This window comes from Clavibacter sp. VKM Ac-2872 (genome assembly GCF_015351105.1).
Lineage (GTDB): Bacteria > Actinomycetota > Actinomycetes > Actinomycetales > Microbacteriaceae > Clavibacter.
Genome location: NZ_JADKRR010000001.1, coordinates 292935 through 308098, shown reverse-complemented (window position 1 = coordinate 308098; position 15164 = coordinate 292935). Strand labels below are relative to the sequence as shown.

Annotated in this window: 13 protein-coding genes and 1 pseudogene; 11 read left to right on the top strand and 3 right to left on the bottom strand. The window is 73.8% G+C overall.

The genetic code is table 11. The features are described from left to right. Window positions 1-266: 266 nt before the first annotated feature. A pseudogene (locus tag ITJ40_RS01450) lies at window positions 267-515 on the top strand (threonine aldolase); the annotation flags it as partial. A 1668-nt stretch (window positions 516-2183) separates the two neighbouring features. Here ITJ40_RS01450 and ITJ40_RS01445 read toward each other — a convergent pair. The 3 genes from ITJ40_RS01445 to phnF all read right to left on the bottom strand — a co-directional run bounded on the left by ITJ40_RS01445 (window position 2184) and on the right by phnF (window position 7095). Beyond that, entirely contained in the window at window positions 2184-4916 is a 2733-nt protein-coding gene (locus ITJ40_RS01445; RefSeq protein WP_194665348.1) for a phosphoenolpyruvate carboxylase, read from the bottom strand. A gap of 118 nt (window positions 4917-5034) precedes the next feature. Then, window positions 5035-6327: an MFS transporter gene (locus tag ITJ40_RS01440; protein WP_228511715.1), complete on the bottom strand. Its 1293-nt coding sequence runs from the start codon at window positions 6325-6327 to the stop codon at window positions 5035-5037. A gap of 30 nt (window positions 6328-6357) precedes the next feature. Beyond that, window positions 6358-7095, bottom strand: a complete 738-nt coding sequence (phnF, locus tag ITJ40_RS01435; protein ID WP_194665347.1) for a phosphonate metabolism transcriptional regulator PhnF — start codon at window positions 7093-7095, stop codon at window positions 6358-6360. A 205-nt stretch (window positions 7096-7300) separates the two neighbouring features. Here phnF and phnG point away from each other — a divergent pair, with 205 nt between their 5' ends. From phnG to ITJ40_RS01385, 10 genes are read left to right on the top strand one after another with little or no spacing between them, the layout of a single operon-like run. After that, window positions 7301-7792: a phosphonate C-P lyase system protein PhnG gene (gene phnG / locus ITJ40_RS01430; RefSeq protein WP_194665345.1), complete on the top strand. Its 492-nt coding sequence runs from the start codon at window positions 7301-7303 to the stop codon at window positions 7790-7792. Further along, window positions 7789-8421, top strand: a complete 633-nt coding sequence (gene phnH / locus ITJ40_RS01425; protein WP_194665343.1) for a phosphonate C-P lyase system protein PhnH — start codon at window positions 7789-7791, stop codon at window positions 8419-8421. The genes phnG and phnH overlap by 4 nt, the downstream gene beginning before the upstream one ends. 1 nt (window position 8422) lies before the next feature. Beyond that, the gene (locus tag ITJ40_RS01420) at window positions 8423-9556 is read left to right on the top strand and encodes a carbon-phosphorus lyase complex subunit PhnI (protein WP_194665341.1); all 1134 of its coding nucleotides are present in this window, start codon (window positions 8423-8425) and stop codon (window positions 9554-9556) included. Continuing rightward, window positions 9553-10434 (top strand): alpha-D-ribose 1-methylphosphonate 5-phosphate C-P-lyase PhnJ, encoded by an 882-nt coding sequence (locus tag ITJ40_RS01415; protein ID WP_194665340.1) that lies wholly within the window; start codon window positions 9553-9555, stop codon window positions 10432-10434. Before ITJ40_RS01420 ends, ITJ40_RS01415 begins: the two co-directional genes overlap by 4 nt. Next, window positions 10431-11210: a phosphonate C-P lyase system protein PhnK gene (phnK, locus tag ITJ40_RS01410; protein WP_194665339.1), complete on the top strand. Its 780-nt coding sequence runs from the start codon at window positions 10431-10433 to the stop codon at window positions 11208-11210. The genes ITJ40_RS01415 and phnK overlap by 4 nt, the downstream gene beginning before the upstream one ends. Before the next feature lie 8 nt (window positions 11211-11218). Then, on the top strand, window positions 11219-11953 hold the full coding sequence (gene phnL / locus ITJ40_RS01405; RefSeq protein WP_228511713.1) for a phosphonate C-P lyase system protein PhnL: 735 nt from the start codon (window positions 11219-11221) through the stop codon (window positions 11951-11953). Next, window positions 11950-12696 (top strand): DUF1045 domain-containing protein, encoded by a 747-nt coding sequence (locus tag ITJ40_RS01400; RefSeq protein ID WP_194665335.1) that lies wholly within the window; start codon window positions 11950-11952, stop codon window positions 12694-12696. The genes phnL and ITJ40_RS01400 overlap by 4 nt, the downstream gene beginning before the upstream one ends. Next, on the top strand, window positions 12693-13874 hold the full coding sequence (locus tag ITJ40_RS01395) for an alpha-D-ribose 1-methylphosphonate 5-triphosphate diphosphatase (protein ID WP_194665333.1): 1182 nt from the start codon (window positions 12693-12695) through the stop codon (window positions 13872-13874). Before ITJ40_RS01400 ends, ITJ40_RS01395 begins: the two co-directional genes overlap by 4 nt. Further along, window positions 13871-14542 (top strand): phosphonate metabolism protein/1,5-bisphosphokinase (PRPP-forming) PhnN, encoded by a 672-nt coding sequence (gene phnN / locus ITJ40_RS01390; protein ID WP_194665331.1) that lies wholly within the window; start codon window positions 13871-13873, stop codon window positions 14540-14542. Before ITJ40_RS01395 ends, phnN begins: the two co-directional genes overlap by 4 nt. Further along, window positions 14539-15156, top strand: coding sequence for a DapH/DapD/GlmU-related protein (locus ITJ40_RS01385; RefSeq protein WP_194665330.1), 618 nt, complete (start codon window positions 14539-14541; stop codon window positions 15154-15156). Before phnN ends, ITJ40_RS01385 begins: the two co-directional genes overlap by 4 nt. Window positions 15157-15164 lie beyond the last annotated feature (8 nt).

The window sequence follows — 15164 nt, the reverse complement described above, 5'->3', positions numbered from 1 at the left end:
TAGAGTCTCGGAAATTTGTGTCTCATCGAGGAAATCGTCGACGAGATCGCCGCCGCTCCTCCGAGCGGGACTTGGCGCGGTCGCCCTCTATCCGATTTGGTGACTGCCAAGGAAGCTCGCGATCGCAGTAGACACGCGGGCATATGCCCGCGCCGACGAAGATCCATCTCGTCTCGTCGGGTGGAACCGAGTGGAGCTCTAACGCCATGAGTAGGCACGGCAGCCGTCGAGAACGAAGCGATGTAGAGGCTGTAACACGATCTCAGCGGATGGCCGCGCGACTCCGGGCTGCGGTCGAAGGCGTCGACGGCGTCGAGTTCACGCAGGAGACCCAGGCCAACGGCCTGTTCGCGATCCTCCCCGAGGGCGTCGCGGACCGCCTCCGCAGCGAGTTCCGCTTCTACGACTGGGACCCGGCCCGCCGCGAGGTGCGCTGGATGTGCTCCTTCGACACCACCGAGGACGACATCGACCGGTTCGCGGCGGCCATCCGCCGGGAGGTGGGGGCGGGGTAGCTCCCCGCGGCATCTTCGCGGACGGAGCACGTCGCTCATGCGGCGTCCTCCTATGCCTGTCGTCGGCAAGCAGCAGAGCGTCTCAGGCGCAATGCCCTGGCCCCTCACGAGAACGGGGGGCACGGTCGTCGAGCGGGTTGGATCGGCAGCTCCTCACGGGTGCTGGCCTCGCCGATCCTCGACGGCACGCCGTGGTCGTCGACCTCAGAGAGGTCTCGCTGGATCATCAGGTCCCGGCGGAGCCGTGCAGAGGGACCGCCCCGGCAGGGATCCCTCCCCGGACAACCACGACCCCGGGCCTCAGGCGGAGGGTCAAGCGTCTCGAGTAGGTATTCCGGTACCTGGTGCGGTGAGGGTGCCTCACCTGAAGCGTGACGCGTGGTTGGACGGATCCGTTGAGCCTGGGTCTCGACCGATAGACAGGACGGTGCCGCATGGCGGGACGCCGTGACGCGCTCCGCGGCACAGCCAATCAAATTTTGGAGGGTCGCCGAGCACGACTCTCCTCTAGAGCGGGAGCACACGAGCCTCGCGTCCACCCCGAATCCTCGTCCGACCTGTGCACTTCTTTCCTCCGCTCTCATGCTTGCGCGTACCGTCCGGCTACAGCGAGCCAGCCGGCCCGCTCACATAAGGAGGAACCATGAAGGCTTCATCCAAAACGACGCTTATGAGCGCTTGTGCGGCCGTTACAGTGCTGCTGCTCGCAGTCAGCGGAGCTCAGAGCGCGCAGGCAGCCGACCCCATCAGCGAGCAAAAGTCAGGGGTTGTGGTAGGAATCATCGGCTCATCGTGTATTCCGATGACGGGCATCTGCTATCCAGGGGGGACCCTGAGCGTGAGCGTGTCCGGCGACAAGAAGTACATCAAGTACCAGAGCGCAGATGTAACGGACCTGATCGGCACAGGAGGGTCCGGTGGGTACTACTGCAATTGGCACATCGACTTCTCAGACCACGACGCGAACGGCCGGGACACTTACCACACGCAGAGCGTGAACCATCCGGGCTGCACGGGAGCTCGGCTCGAGCGCCACTCGTTTAGACCACGCAGCGCGAGCCCCAACGCCGTACAGACCTGCTCAGAGCTATGGAGCGAGGGTGCGCAAGTTGGGAAGGTGTGCATCAACCTCGGGTAAGACTATCGGCATGAGCTTACGGTTTATGGTCTCCTACCTCGCGACAGTCCTCGTGACCGGCTCGATCGTGAGTCAAGTCCTCGCGTGGCTGAGCTGGTTCAGTCCATTCGTCCTTTTCATATTCGCCTCCGTTGTTGGGCTCACCGTCGCGCACGTCTTCGTAGTACGTCCGCAGCGGAGAACCCGGGCAGACAACTAGCCCCGATCGAGTGGCACCACATCACGCGGGAGTCGTGATATTAATCATGACTCCCGCGCTGTTACCGGAGCCCGCTCAGCCCGTGATCGCGGCCGCTGCCTCGGCTCTCTGAACGTCCGAAAGTCGCCGGTAGAGCGTCGCACTCGACGCACCCATGTCGCGGGCGACCTTGGCGGCCGACTCGCGGGCATCGATCAGTCGGGCCGCGTTCTTGACCTGGCTGTCGGTGAAGGCTTGACGCCCGCTCTCGTCGTAGTCATATTCGCTGTCGTTCTCGAGCGCCCCTGTCGGACACAGCTGCCCTGGGATGACGCCCCGACTCGCGTGCAGATCACCCCGTGTTCTGCAGCCCCGCCGCGATGCCGTTGACCGTGAGCAGGAGGAGCCGGTGGTCCGGATCCGTCGGGTCGGCCTGGCCGGGAGCGCCCTGGTCCGGCGCGTCGGCGGACGAGGTGCGCAGCGCGCGCAGGGCCCGCAGCTGGAGCAAGGACAGCGCGTCGACGTACGGGCTGCGGAGGCGGACCGCGCGGCGCAGCACGGGCCGGCCCTCGAGGATCTCGCCGCGGCCGGTCGCCTTCCGCACCCACTCGCGCGTGAGCTCCATCTCCTCGGTGACGAGCGCGGCGAGATCCGGGCGGTCGCCGAGGGCGAGGTAGCGCTCCGCGAGGCGGCCGTCGGTCTTGGCGAGCGACATCTCGACGTTGTCGATCATCGAGGTGAACAGCGGCCACTCGTCGTAGGCCTTGCGGAGCACCGCCTCGTCGCCGACGGCGGCGAGCGCGGATCCGAGGCCGAACCAGCCCGTGAGGTTGATGCGCGCCTGCGTCCACGCGAACACCCACGGGATCGCCCGCAGGTCCTCCAGCGACTCGACCGAGAGGCCGCGGCGGGCGGGCCGGGAGCCGAGCGCCAGCAGCCCGATCTCCTCCATCGGCGTGACCTGCGCGAACCACGGCGCGAAACCGGGCGCCTTCACGAGCTCGAAGAAGCGGGCGCGCGAGGCCTCGTCCATCGTGCGGACCATGTCGGCGGATCCTCGCGCGGCCTGCGCGTTGCGCTCCTCGTTCGAGGGCGCGGACGCCAGCAGGGTCGCGGCGGCCATCTGCTCGATGTGCCGGGCGGCGATGCGCTTGTCGCCGTAGTGGGCGAAGATCACCTCGCCCTGCTCGGTGAGCTTGAAGCGGCCGTCGACGGATCCCGGCGGCTGGGCCCGCACCGCGCGGTCGGCCGGTCCGCCGCCCCGGCCCAGGGCACCGCCGCGGCCGTGGAAGAGCGTGAGCTCGATGTCGTTCTCGCGCGCCCACGCGGCGATGCGCGCCTGCGCGTCGAACAGGGCGAACGTCGCGGACACGGGCCCGACGTCCTTCGAGGAGTCGGAGTAGCCGAGCATGACCTCGAGCTTCCGGCCGGTCTGCGCGAGGCGCGCCGCCACCTGGGGCAGCCGGATCATCCCGTCGAGGATCTCCGTGCTCGCGTTCAGATCCGCGAACGTCTCGAACAGCGGGATCACGTCGAGCACGGGCGCCTCCTCCGCGGAGCCGAGCGCGAGCGCGGCCAGCTCGTGCACCGTGCGGATGTCGTCGGCCGACTGCGTGAACGAGACGATGAAGCGCGAGAACGGCGCGACGCCGTGCCGCTCCTGCAGACGCGCGAGCGTGCGGAACACGTCGAGCACCTCCACCGTCATGGGCGCGAGCTCGGGGGCCTGGTCGCCGGACGCGTCGGCCGCGGCGACGGCGAGCACCTCGCGGAGCGCCTCGCGGTGCACCTGCGAGTGCTGGCGCACCTCCATCTCGGCGAGGTGGAAGCCGAAGGTCTCGGCCTGCCAGACGAGGCCCTGCAGCTCGCCGCCCGCGATGCGGTGGGCACCGGCGCTCCGGAGCGAGGACTGCAGCACGCGCAGGTCGGCGAGCAGCTCGGCGGCCGACGCGTAGGCGATGGGGTCGTCGTGGCGCTCGCGCGTGGCCGCGAGGCGGCCGGCGATGACGAGGAGCACGCGGCGGTGCAGCTCGGCGGGCGCGCGCGTGCCGATGCGGGCGGTGAGGTGCGGCGCGAGCGCGTCCTGCGCGGCGGCCAGCTCCCGCAGCTCCTTGCTCGGCGGGGTGTCGGCGTCGCCGAGCGTGAGCGAGCGGCCGACGCGGAGGGCGACGCGCTCGAGCCCCAGCAGGATGTGCTCGCTGGCGATGCCCGCGGCCTCCTCGGTGACCGCCGCGGTGACGTACGGGTTGCCGTCGCGATCCGCGGCGATCCAGTTGCCGAGCCGGAAGAACGCGGGCGCCACGGCGTCGTGCACGCCCGCGTCCTCGCCGAGCAGCCAGTCGTCGAGCAGGCGGTAGACGCGCGGCACGACCTCGAACAGCGTCTGGTCGAAGACGCCCATGGCCGTGCGCACCTCGTCGAGCGGGGTGGGCCGGGTGGTGCGCAGCGGCGACGTGCGCCACAGGCCGTCGATCTCCTCGAGCAGCCGACGGTCGACGTCCTGGCCCGTGAGCGTGCCCGCCATGGCGCCGTCGCGCTCGGTGAGCAGGTCGCCGATGCGGCGGATCCCCGTGGCCACCGCCCGGCGCCGAGCCTCGGTGGGGTGCGCCGTGAGCACCGGGTGGAAGCGCATCTCGCCGAGGCGGCGCATGGCCTCCTCGCGGCCGAGCTCCTCGGTGAGCTTCCCGACCGCGTCCGGGATGGAGTCGGGCACGAAGCCCGACGCGGCCTCGCGCTCGCGCAGGACGCGCACGCGGTGGTGCTCCTCGGCGAGGTTCGCGAGGTGGAAGTAGCAGGTGAACGCGCGGGCGACCTGCTCGGCGCGCTCGGGCGTGAACGTGGCGACGAGCCGCTCGGCGTCGTCGATCGAAGCGTCGCGCGCGCTCTCGTACGCGTCGATGACGAGCTCGCGGAGCCGCTCGACGTCGTCCAGCAGGTCCTGGCCGCCGGACTCGCGGAGCACCTGCCCGAGGAGGCCGCCGAGGTGGCTGACGTCGGAGCGGAGCGCCGGCTCGACGGCGTCGCGCGTGCCGTCGCGGGTGGAGTCGTGCTCGAGGGGAAGCGGCTTCTTCGGGGGAGTCGTCACGGAGTCGAGGATACGGACCGCGCGCGGCGGATCTTGCGCATGACGTCCGAGGACGGACGCCGCGGCCGCGGATCCGGCTGGGGAGGGGCGGCCGGACGACGGATCGGGCAGCGGCGGATCAGGCGACGACGACCGCGGCCGCCCGCTCCTCCCGCGGCATGCGCAGCAGCGCGTACGCGGACGCCGCGAGCAGCAGGACCGCGCCCGTCGCGAAGGCGACGGGGAACGACACCGCGTCCGCGAGGTACCCGGCGACGAGCGGGCCGACGATGGCGCCGAGGTCCGAGACCATCGAGAACACGGCGACGGGTCGGCCGCTCCGGCCGGCCGCGGCGTCGCCCACCGCGGCACCGGGCGCCGTCCCCATGAACGACGCGGCCGCGCCGAACAGGCACAGCAGGATCGTGAGCACGATCACGTTCGGCGCGAACGGGATCGCGACCATCAGCACGCCCGCGACGGCGAACGAGCCGACGATCGCGGGCCGGCGCCCGACCGTGTCGACGAAGCGCGCGGCGGGCGCGAGCGCGAGCGCCTGCACGACGGCGGCGCACGCGAACGCGATGCCGGTGGAGGCGGCGGGCGCGCGGATCACCTCGACGACGAGCAGGGGGATCAGCGAGCTGCGGACGCCCATCGACGCCCACCCGTTGCCGAGGTTCGCGAGCAGCGCGGCGCGGTAGCGGGTGTCGCGGAGCACCTCCGCGAAGGGGCGCGGCGGCTCCACCGGCCCGGACGCCTCCGCGGCACCCGCGCCGGTGCGCTTCGACAGCAGCAGGAGCCCGATGACGCTCGCCACCGCGAGCGTGGCCGCGTAGAAGAAGAAGGGAGCGGTCAGCGAGACGGTCGCGAGCACGGCGCCGAGCGCGGGCCCGGCCATGCCGCCGATGAGGAAGCCGCCCTGGTAGAAGCCGATCGCGCGGGCGCGGCGCGTGGGATCCGTCGAGCCGAGCAGGAGCGTCATCGCGGCCACAGAGAACATCGCCGACCCGATGCCGCCTGCGCCGCGGAGGAGCAGGAGGTGGACGTAGTCCGGCGCGAGGCCCGCGAACCCGGAGGAGAGCGCCACGATGGCGAGGCCGACGGCGAGCACCGTGCGCTCGCCCGTCGCGTCCATGATCCGCGCGACGAACGGGCTCATCACGAGCCGCATCAGCGCGAAGGCCGAGATGACCGCGCCGATCTCGAAGCTGCCGACGCCGAAGCCGCGCGCGTAGACGGGCAGCACGGGCACGACCACGCCGAAGCCGACCATCACGAAGAAGGCGATGATCCCGAGGACGAGCACGTCGCGCGGGAGCTTCGCGCGCGGGGCGCGGACGGGACCGCGGGCTCTGCCGCGGGCCCCGGGCATGCCGCCGTCGCCGGGCTCGGGGGTGCTCGCGGATCCGCCACGACGGAAACCGCGCATGTGTCGAGGATACGCGGTGGGGATGCGCCCCTAGGCCCGGCCGTGCTCCACGTCGAGCTCCACGCGGTCGGCCGCGAAGCGCGTCACGTTGAGGAGGAGCGGCGTGCCGTCGGGCAGCGTGTTGAGGGCGCGGACCACGAGCACGACCGCGCCCGACGGCAGCTCCAGCTCCACGGACTCGGCGGCCGTCGCGAGGCGCCCGGTGACGGTGGTGGCGGCGCGCAGGTAGTCGTCGACCCCGACCGCGCGGAGGGCCGTCGTCATCGACCCGTCGGGTCCGTAGCGCTCCACGATGCCCGGGACGAGCTCCTCCACCAGCCACGACGTGCCGCGCACGACGGGCCGGCCGTCGACGAGCCGCAGCGTCTCGAGGCGGAGGGCCGGGCGGCCGGCGAGGGCGAGGCGCTCGGCGACGTCGGCGGGCGGATCCTCGATCGCCCACTCGAGCAGCTCGCCCGTGGACGCGGAGCCGCGGCCCGCGAGGCTGTCGGTGAGGCGCGTGCGCAGGCCGATGCGGTGGACGATCACGTCGTGCCGGATCACGAACGTGCCGCTCCCCCGGCGGGAGACCACGAGCCCGTCGGCCGCGAGCGCGGCGACCGCCTGGCGCACCGTGTGGCGGTGGACCTCGAAGCGCTCGGCGAGCTCGCTCTCCGACGGCAGCTTCGCGCCGGCCTGCACCGTCCCCTGGAGGATCTCGGCGCGCAGCTCCTCCGCGATGAGCCGCCAGGCGGAGTACCCGCTCGTGGATCTGCTCTGCGTCGCCATGTCCCGTCGACCCTACCGGGCGGCCATGGCGGCGGATCCGGTCGACGGCGCGGATCCGGCGCCCGCGGACGCCCGCCCCTCCGCCGCGTTCCCCACCTGTTCACCTGCTCGCGACCGACTCGACGCGCGCGGGCGGGGTCCCGCGCCGCGTCGGCCGCTAGGTTCGACTTATCTAGATCAGCAGACAACTCGGAAGGGCGCGGCGATGACGACGACCACGACCAGCACGACAGGACGGGAGGACGTCGCCGCCCGCCAGCGCTGGATGCGCGTCCTCGCCGCCGCCGACGTCGGCGCGCTCGACGCCGCGTGGACGGCGTGGGAGCCCAAGCCCGACGTGCAGCACATCCGGGGGCCGGAGGCGGGGCTCGTCATGGTCCGCGGCCGCGTCGACGCCGGCGGCGCCCGCTTCAACCTCGGCGAGGCCACCGTGACGCGCGCCACCCTGCGGCTGCACGGACCCGCCATGGCGGCCGACGCGCTCGGCAGCTCCTACGTCCTCGGATCCGACCTCGAGCACGCCCGCCTCGCGGCCCTGTTCGACGGGATGCTCCTCGACGCCGGCCTGCGCGACCGCGTGCTCGCCGAGGTCGTCGCGCCGCTCGAGCGGGAGCGCGCCGAGGCCGACGCGCGACGCGCCGCCGAGGCCCGCAGCACGCTCGTGGACTTCTTCACGGTCGCCCGGGAGCACGCGTGAGCGCCGAGACGGGTCGCGCGCCCGGGATCCCCGCCCCCGGATTCCCCGACCCGACCCGCGGCGCGCAGGCCGCCTTCCGCGCCCTCCTCGACGCGCTCGCGCACCCGACGCGCGTGCACCCGATCGCCGGCCCGACCGAGGCGCCCGCCGGTCTCGGCGCGGGTCTCGGCGCCGTCGCGCTCACCGTCCTCGACGAGGAGTCCGCGCTGTGGCTCGATCCCCGCCGCGCGGCCGACGCCGAGGTCGTCTCGTGGCTGACGTTCCACACGGGCGTCCGGATCGTCGCCGACGCCGCCGACGCGGTCTTCGTCCTCGCCGACCCGGCGTCGCTCCCCCCGCTCGCGGAGCTCGCCGCCGGCACGGACGAGGAGCCGCACCGCTCCGCGACCGTCCTGGTCGACGTGCGCGACGCGTCCGGCTCCCTGCGCGTCCGCGCCGAGGGCCCGGGCATCGACGGCCACGCGATCGCGGACGCCCCCTGGGCCGACGACGCGTTCCTCGACGCCTGGCGGGCGAACGGCCGGCGCTTCCCGCGCGGCGTCGACCTGCTCCTCGTCGACGCGGGATCCGTCGCCGGCCTCCCCCGCACCACCCGCCTCCGGGCGGTCGACCCCCGATCGGAGGCCTGACATGTACGTCGCCGTCAAGGGCGGGGAGAAGGCGATCGCCGCCGCCCACGCCCTGCTCGCCGCCGAGGGCCGGGGCGCCCCCGGATCCGCGCCGATCGAGGCCGGGCAGATCGCCGGCCAGCTCGGCGTCCTCGTGTCCCGCGTGATGACGGAGGGGTCGCTGCACGACCCCGAGCTCGCCGCGCGCGCCCTCATCCAGGCGCAGGGCGACGTGCTGGAGGCCGTGACGCTGCTCCGCTCGTACCGCACGACGCTGCCGCGCTTCGGGTACACGCTGCCCGTCGACACCGCGGGCCTCCCGCCGCAGCGCCGCGTCTCGGCGACGTTCAAGGACCTGCCCGGCGGCCAGCAGCTCGGCGCGACCTTCGACTACACGCACCGCCTCTTCACCGACGCCGAGCCGGCCCCGGTGACGTCGCGCGCGGCCGAGGCGGGCGCCACCATGCCGCGCGTGGCCGACCTCCTCGGGGCGAGCGCGCTCATCGAGCCCGACTCCCACCCCGGCCAGGACGACGAGGAGCCCGCGGACATCACGCGCGAGCCCACGGTCCACCCGATGACGCGCGCCGAGCGGCTGCAGGCCCTGGCCCGCGGCGACGAGGGGTTCCTCCTCGGCCTCGGCTACTCCACGCAGCGCGGCTTCGGCACCACGCACCCGTTCGCGGGCGAGATCCGCGTGGGCGAGGTGGAGGTGGAGCTGGACGCCCCGGAGCTCGGCTTCGCGGTGCCGCTCGGGCGGATCGAGGTCACCGAGTGCCAGATGGTCAACCAGTTCACGGGCAGCGCCGACCGGCCGGCCCAGTTCACGCGCGGCTACGGCCTCGCCTTCGGTCGCAGCGAGCGCAAGGCGATGTCGATGGCGCTCGTCGACCGGGCGCTCCGGTCCGAGGAGCTCGGCGAGCGCGTGACCGCCCCCGCGCAGGACGAGGAATTCGTGATCAGCCACTGCGACAACGTGCAGGCGACCGGGTTCGTCGAGCACCTCAAGCTCCCGCACTACGTGGACTTCCAGGCCGAGCTCGCGCTCGTCCGGCGGCTGGCCCGCGAGTGGGCCGAGCGGAACGCCGGAGCCGACGTCGCCGTCCCGGCCCGAGCGGACGTCGCCGTCCCGGCCGGAGCGGGGGCCCGCGCATGAGCTCCTCCCTCATCGGCTACAACCTCGGCTACCTCGACGAGCAGACCAAGCGCATGATCCGCCGCGCGCTCCTCAAGGCCGTCGCCATCCCCGGGTTCCAGGTGCCGTTCGCGAGCCGCGAGCTCCCCATGCCGCGCGGCTGGGGCACGGGCGGCGTGCAGGTCACGGCCGCGATCGTGGGCGAGGAGGACGTGCTCAAGGTCATCGACCAGGGCGCGGACGACACGACGAACGCCGTCTCCATCCGAGCGTTCTTCGCCTCCGTCGCCGGGGTCGCCACGACCACGCGCACCGACGAGGCCACCGTGATCCAGACCCGGCACCGCATCCCGGAGACGCCGCTCGCCGGCGGCCAGGTCATCGTCTACCAGGTGCCCGTGCCGGAGCCGCTGCGCTTCCTCGAGCCGCGCGAGACGGAGACCCGGCGCCTGCACGCGCTCGAGGAGTACGGGCTGATGTACGTGAAGCTCTACGAGGACATCGCGCGCTACGGCCACGTCGCCAAGACGTACGACTACCCCGTGATGGTCGACGGCCGCTACCTCATGGCGCCGTCGCCGATCCCGAGCTTCGACAACCCGAAGATGCACATGAGCCCGGCTCTGCAGCTGTTCGGCGCCGGGCGCGAGAAGCGGATCTACGCGGTGCCGCCGTTCACGCGCGTCGAGAGCCTCGGGTTCGAGGACCACCCGTTCGAGCCGCAGGCGTTCGCGGACCCGTGCGCGATCTGCGGGTCCACGGGCGTGTACCTCGACGAGGTCATCACCGACGACCGCGGCGCGTCGATGTTCGTCTGCTCCGACACCGACCACTGCGAGCGCACGGCCGCCCACGCCGCCGAGGCCGCCCGCGCCCACGACGAGGAGGCGCTCGCGTGAGCGACGACCGACCGCTGCTCGAGGTCCGCGGGGCCGCCCACCGCTACGGCGACCGCTACGGCTGCCGCGACGTCGACCTCGACCTGCACCCGGGCGAGGTGCTCGCGGTGGTGGGCGAGTCGGGATCCGGGAAGTCGACCCTGCTCGGCACCCTGTCCCAGCGGCTCGCGCTCAGCGAGGGCAGCATCCGCTACCGGCTGGCCGACGGCGAGACCGTGGAGCTGGCGGACCTGTCCGAGAGCGCGGTGCGGAAGCTCTGGCGGAGCGAGTGGGGCTTCGTGCACCAGGATCCGGCCGACGGCCTGCGCATGCACGTGAGCGCGGGCGGCAACGTCGGCGAACCGCTCATGGCGAACGGCTGGCGGGACTACGGGCGGATCCGCGCGACGGCGGCCGAGTGGCTGCGGCACGTGGAGATCCCCGTCGACCGCATCGACGACCACCCGACGACGTTCTCCGGCGGCATGCGGCAGCGGCTGCAGATCGCCCGGAACCTCGTCGTCTCGCCGCGGCTCGTCTTCATGGACGAGCCCACGAGCGGCCTCGACGTGTCCGTGCAGGCGCGCCTGCTCGACCTCATCCGCGGCCTCGTGGCGGAGCTCGGCCTCGCGGTCGTCATCGTCACCCACGACCTCGCCGTGGCCCGCCTCATCTCGCACCGCACGCTCGTGATGAAGGACGGCCGCGTCATCGAGTCCGGCCTCACCGACCGGGTGCTCGACGACCCGCAGGCCGCGTACACCCAGCTGCTCGTCTCCTCGATCCTGCAAGGATGATCCGCTCCATGAACGGACACGCGCCCGCGCCCGCCCCGATGCTCACCGTCGACGGCGTCGGCAAGACCTTCACCATGCACCTGCAGGGCGGCCAGCGGCTCGCCGTGCTCGACGGCCTCTCGTTCGCGGTCGGCCGCGGCGAGGCCGTCGTCCTCGGCGGCGCCTCCGGGGCCGGGAAGTCCACGGTCCTCAAGCTCGTCTACGGCAACTACCTCGCCGACCGCGGCCGCATCGTGGTGCACGCGCCGGGCGGCGACGTCGACATGGCCACGGCCCCGCCGCGCGCGGTGCTCGCCGCCCGCCGCGACGCCGTCGGATACGTGAGCCAGTTCCTCCGCTGCGTCCCCCGCGTCGGCACGCTCGACGTGGTGGCCGAGCCGCTCGTGGCACGGGGCGTCGACGCGGAGGAGGCCCGCGATCGCGCCGCGCGCATGCTCACGCGGCTCTCCATCCCGGAGCGGCTGTGGCCCCTGCCGCCCGCCACGTTCTCGGGCGGCGAGCAGCAGCGCGTGAACGTCGCGCGCGGGTTCCTGCCGGAGCTCCCGCTGCTGCTGCTCGACGAGCCGACCGCCTCCCTCGACGCGCGCAACCGCGACGTGGTGGTCGAGCTGATCGCCGAGAAGCGCGAGGCCGGCGTGGGCATGCTCGGGATCTTCCACGACGCGGAGGTGCGGGCGGCAGTCGCCGACCGGATCGTGGACGTGGAGGCCTTCGTGCCCGCGCTCGCGGCGGCCGGGCGATGACCCGCCACGCGATCTACGCGCTCCCCGGGATCGGCAGCGGCGACGCGACCGGCATCCTCCTGCGGGAGCGCGCGGAGGCGTGGCTCGGCCGGTCCGTCGTCGGCGGATCCCCGGCCCCCGCCCCCGCCGCGCCCGCCGGCTGGACCCGGGCCGAGGTCGAGGCGATCACGGTCGACGCGCGCCGCTACGGGTTCCACGGGACCCTCAAGGCGCCCTTCCGCCTCGCCGACGGCCGCGACGTCGCCGAGCTCGACGCCGCGGTCGCGGACCTCGCGGGTGCCCGCGACCCCGTGGTCCTGCCCGGCCTCCGGGTCGCGTCGCTCGGCGGCTTCCTCGCGCTCGTGCCGACCGGGCCGGTCCCGGCGCTGGACGCGCTCGCCGCGGACGTCGTCCAGGGCCTCGACGCGTTCCGCGCTCCCCCGACCGACGCGGAGACGGCCCGACGGGATCCGGCCGCGCTCAGCCCGCGGCAGCGCGAGCTCCTCGCGACGTGGGGCTACCCGTACGTGCTCGACCGGTTCCGGTTCCACCTGACCCTCACCGACCGGATCCCGACCGCCGACCTCCCCCGGGTCGAGGCCGCCCTCACCGCCTGGTTCGCCGACGGCACGCACCGGCCGGTCGCCGTCGACGCCCTCGCCCGCGTGGTCGAGGACGCCCCGGGCGCCCCCTTCCGCCTGCACTCCGTCCACCCGCTCCACCCCCGCGCCACCCCGGCGCCCGACCACGAAGGACCCCGATGAGCCGCGAGACCGTCCTGCGCAACGCCCGCATCGTCCTCGACGACGAGGTGCTGCACGGATCCGTCCTGATCCGCGACGGCCTCGTCGCCGACATCTCCCCCGGCACCGCGGGCGAGGTCGGCGGCACCGGCGAGGACCTCGACGGCGACCTGCTGATCCCGGGCCTCGTCGAGCTGCACACCGACCACCTCGAGTCGCACGCGCAGCCCCGCCCGGGCACGCGCTGGGATCCGATCCCCGCCGTCCTCGCGCACGACGCCCAGCTGAGCGGCGCCGGCGTCACCACGGTCTTCGACGCGATCCGCATCGGCACCCTCGAGGGCCGCGACGACGCGACCACGCTGTCCCTCTCGCTCGCGGAGGCCATCGAGCACGCCGGGGCGGAGGGGCTGCTGCGCGCCGAGCACCTCATCCACCTGCGCTGCGAGGTCGCGGCGCCGGACACGGCAGCCGAGTTCCGCGAGTTCGACCACATCGCGTCCGTCCGCCTGGCCTCGCTCATGGACCACACGCCCGGGCAGCGCCAGTACGCGGACGTGGAGGCGTTCTCGCGCTACATGGTGGGCCGCGGACGCGTGTCGGCGGCCGGGATCGGCGCCCTGATGGAGGAGCTGCAGGCCGTCGCCGCGGAGCACTCGACGCCCAACCGCCTCGCCATCGCCGCGCTCGCCACCGCGCGCGGGGTGACGCTCGCGGCCCACGACGACGCCACCGTCGCGCACGTGGAGGAGTCCGCGGCGCTCGGGGTGCGCATCTCCGAGTTCCCGACGACCGAGGTCGCCGCCCGGGCCGCACGGGAGCACGGGCAGCTGATCGTCATGGGCGCGCCGAACATCGTCCGCGGCGGCAGCCAGTCGGGCAACGTCGCGGCCGCGGAGCTGCTCGCGCTCGGGCTGCTCGACGTGCTCTCCTCCGACTACGTGCCCGCGAGCCCGCTGCAGGCCGTCGTGCAGCTCGACGCCGACGGGATCCTGCCCCTCGCGCGCGGCGTGCGCCTCGTCAGCGGCGACCCGGCGCGGGCCGTCGGCCTCGACGACCGCGGCGCGATCCGCGTGGGCGCGCGCGCCGACCTCGTGCGCCTGCACCGCCACGTCGTGCCCGCGAGCGAGCGGCACCCCGGCGGCCGGACGGTGCCCGTCGTCCGGAGCGTGTTCCTCCGGGGAGCGCGGGTGTCGTGAGCGACGCCGTCTCCGCGGGCGCCGCTCCCGCTCCCGCCGCTCCGGCTCCCGTCCCCCTCGGCCCCGGCCCGTTCGTCGCGGTCGTCGGCGCGAGCGGCGTCGGCAAGGACGCGCTGCTCGGCGCCGCCCGCGCCCGCAGCGGGCCGAACGCGCACTTCCCCCGCCGCGCCATCACGCGTCCGCCCGGGCCCGGCGAGGACTTCGACGCGGTCGGCGAGGAGGAGTTCGCCGCAGCGGCCGCGCGCGGCGAGTACGCGGTGACCTGGCGCGCGCACGGCCTCTCCTACGGGATCCCCGCCACGGCCGACGACGCCGTCCGCGCGGGCGCCGCCGTGGTGGCGAACGTCTCCCGCAGCATGCTCGACGTACTCCAGGCGCGCTACGCCCGCCTGGTCGTGGTGCGGATCACGGTGGCGGACGACGTGCGCGCCGCGCGCCTCCGGGAGCGCGGCCGCGAGCCCGCCGACGACATCGCCCGGCGGCTCGCCCGCGCGGATCCGGCGCCCGACCGGGTCGCCGACCACGAGGTGCGGAACCACGGCACGGTCGACGAGGGCGGCGAGGCCCTGCTCGACGCCATCCGGGCGGCGCACGCATCCGCGTCGGCCGCCTCACCTCACCCCCACCCCCACGACCCCGCGCCCCGCGGACGGACGGAGACCCCATGACCGCGAAGCTCACCGAGGAGCCCCTGATCGCCCCCGACGTCGTCGTGTCCGGCGGCGAGCTCGGCCGCTGGACCCAGATCGGCGCCGCCACGCGCCTGCTCGACACCGTGATCGGCGACTACAGCTACTGCGACCGCCTGTGCGACTTCGCGCACGTCGACGTGGGCCGCTTCTCCAACATCGCGAGCGCGGTGCGGATCGGCGCCACCGATCACCCGCTCGACCGGGCGACCCTGCACCACTTCATGTACCGCAGCACCATGTACTGGGACGACGTCGCGGACGACGCGGAGTTCTTCGAGCACCGCCGCTCCCGCCGCACCTCCATCGGGCACGACACCTGGATCGGGCACGGCGCCATGATCAAGCCGGGCGTGCGCGTCGGGGACGGCGCGGTCGTCGCGTCCGGCGCCGTCGTCACGCGCGACGTGCCGGACTACGCCATCGTCGCGGGCGTGCCCGCCACCGTGATCCGCGTCCGCCAGCCGCCCGAGATCGCCGCGCGCCTGCAGCGGCTCGCGTGGTGGGACTGGGACCACGCGACCCTCCGCGCGCGCCTGGACGACTTCCGGGCGCTGCCGACGGAGGCGTTCCTGGAGCGGTACGAGGGCTGATCGGAGGC

Coding starts and splice junctions, on each gene's coding strand:
- phnF (WP_194665347.1), bottom strand. CDS start 7,095: ATGGCGACGCAGAGCAGATCCACGAGCGGGTACTCCGCCTGGCGGCTC.
- ITJ40_RS01400 (WP_194665335.1), top strand. CDS start 11,950: ATGACCCGCCACGCGATCTACGCGCTCCCCGGGATCGGCAGCGGCGAC.
- ITJ40_RS01395 (WP_194665333.1), top strand. CDS start 12,693: ATGAGCCGCGAGACCGTCCTGCGCAACGCCCGCATCGTCCTCGACGAC.
- phnG (WP_194665345.1), top strand. CDS start 7,301: ATGACGACGACCACGACCAGCACGACAGGACGGGAGGACGTCGCCGCC.
- ITJ40_RS01385 (WP_194665330.1), top strand. CDS start 14,539: ATGACCGCGAAGCTCACCGAGGAGCCCCTGATCGCCCCCGACGTCGTC.
- phnL (WP_228511713.1), top strand. CDS start 11,219: ATGAACGGACACGCGCCCGCGCCCGCCCCGATGCTCACCGTCGACGGC.
- ITJ40_RS01415 (WP_194665340.1), top strand. CDS start 9,553: ATGAGCTCCTCCCTCATCGGCTACAACCTCGGCTACCTCGACGAGCAG.
- ITJ40_RS01440 (WP_228511715.1), bottom strand. CDS start 6,327: ATGCGCGGTTTCCGTCGTGGCGGATCCGCGAGCACCCCCGAGCCCGGC.
- ITJ40_RS01420 (WP_194665341.1), top strand. CDS start 8,423: ATGTACGTCGCCGTCAAGGGCGGGGAGAAGGCGATCGCCGCCGCCCAC.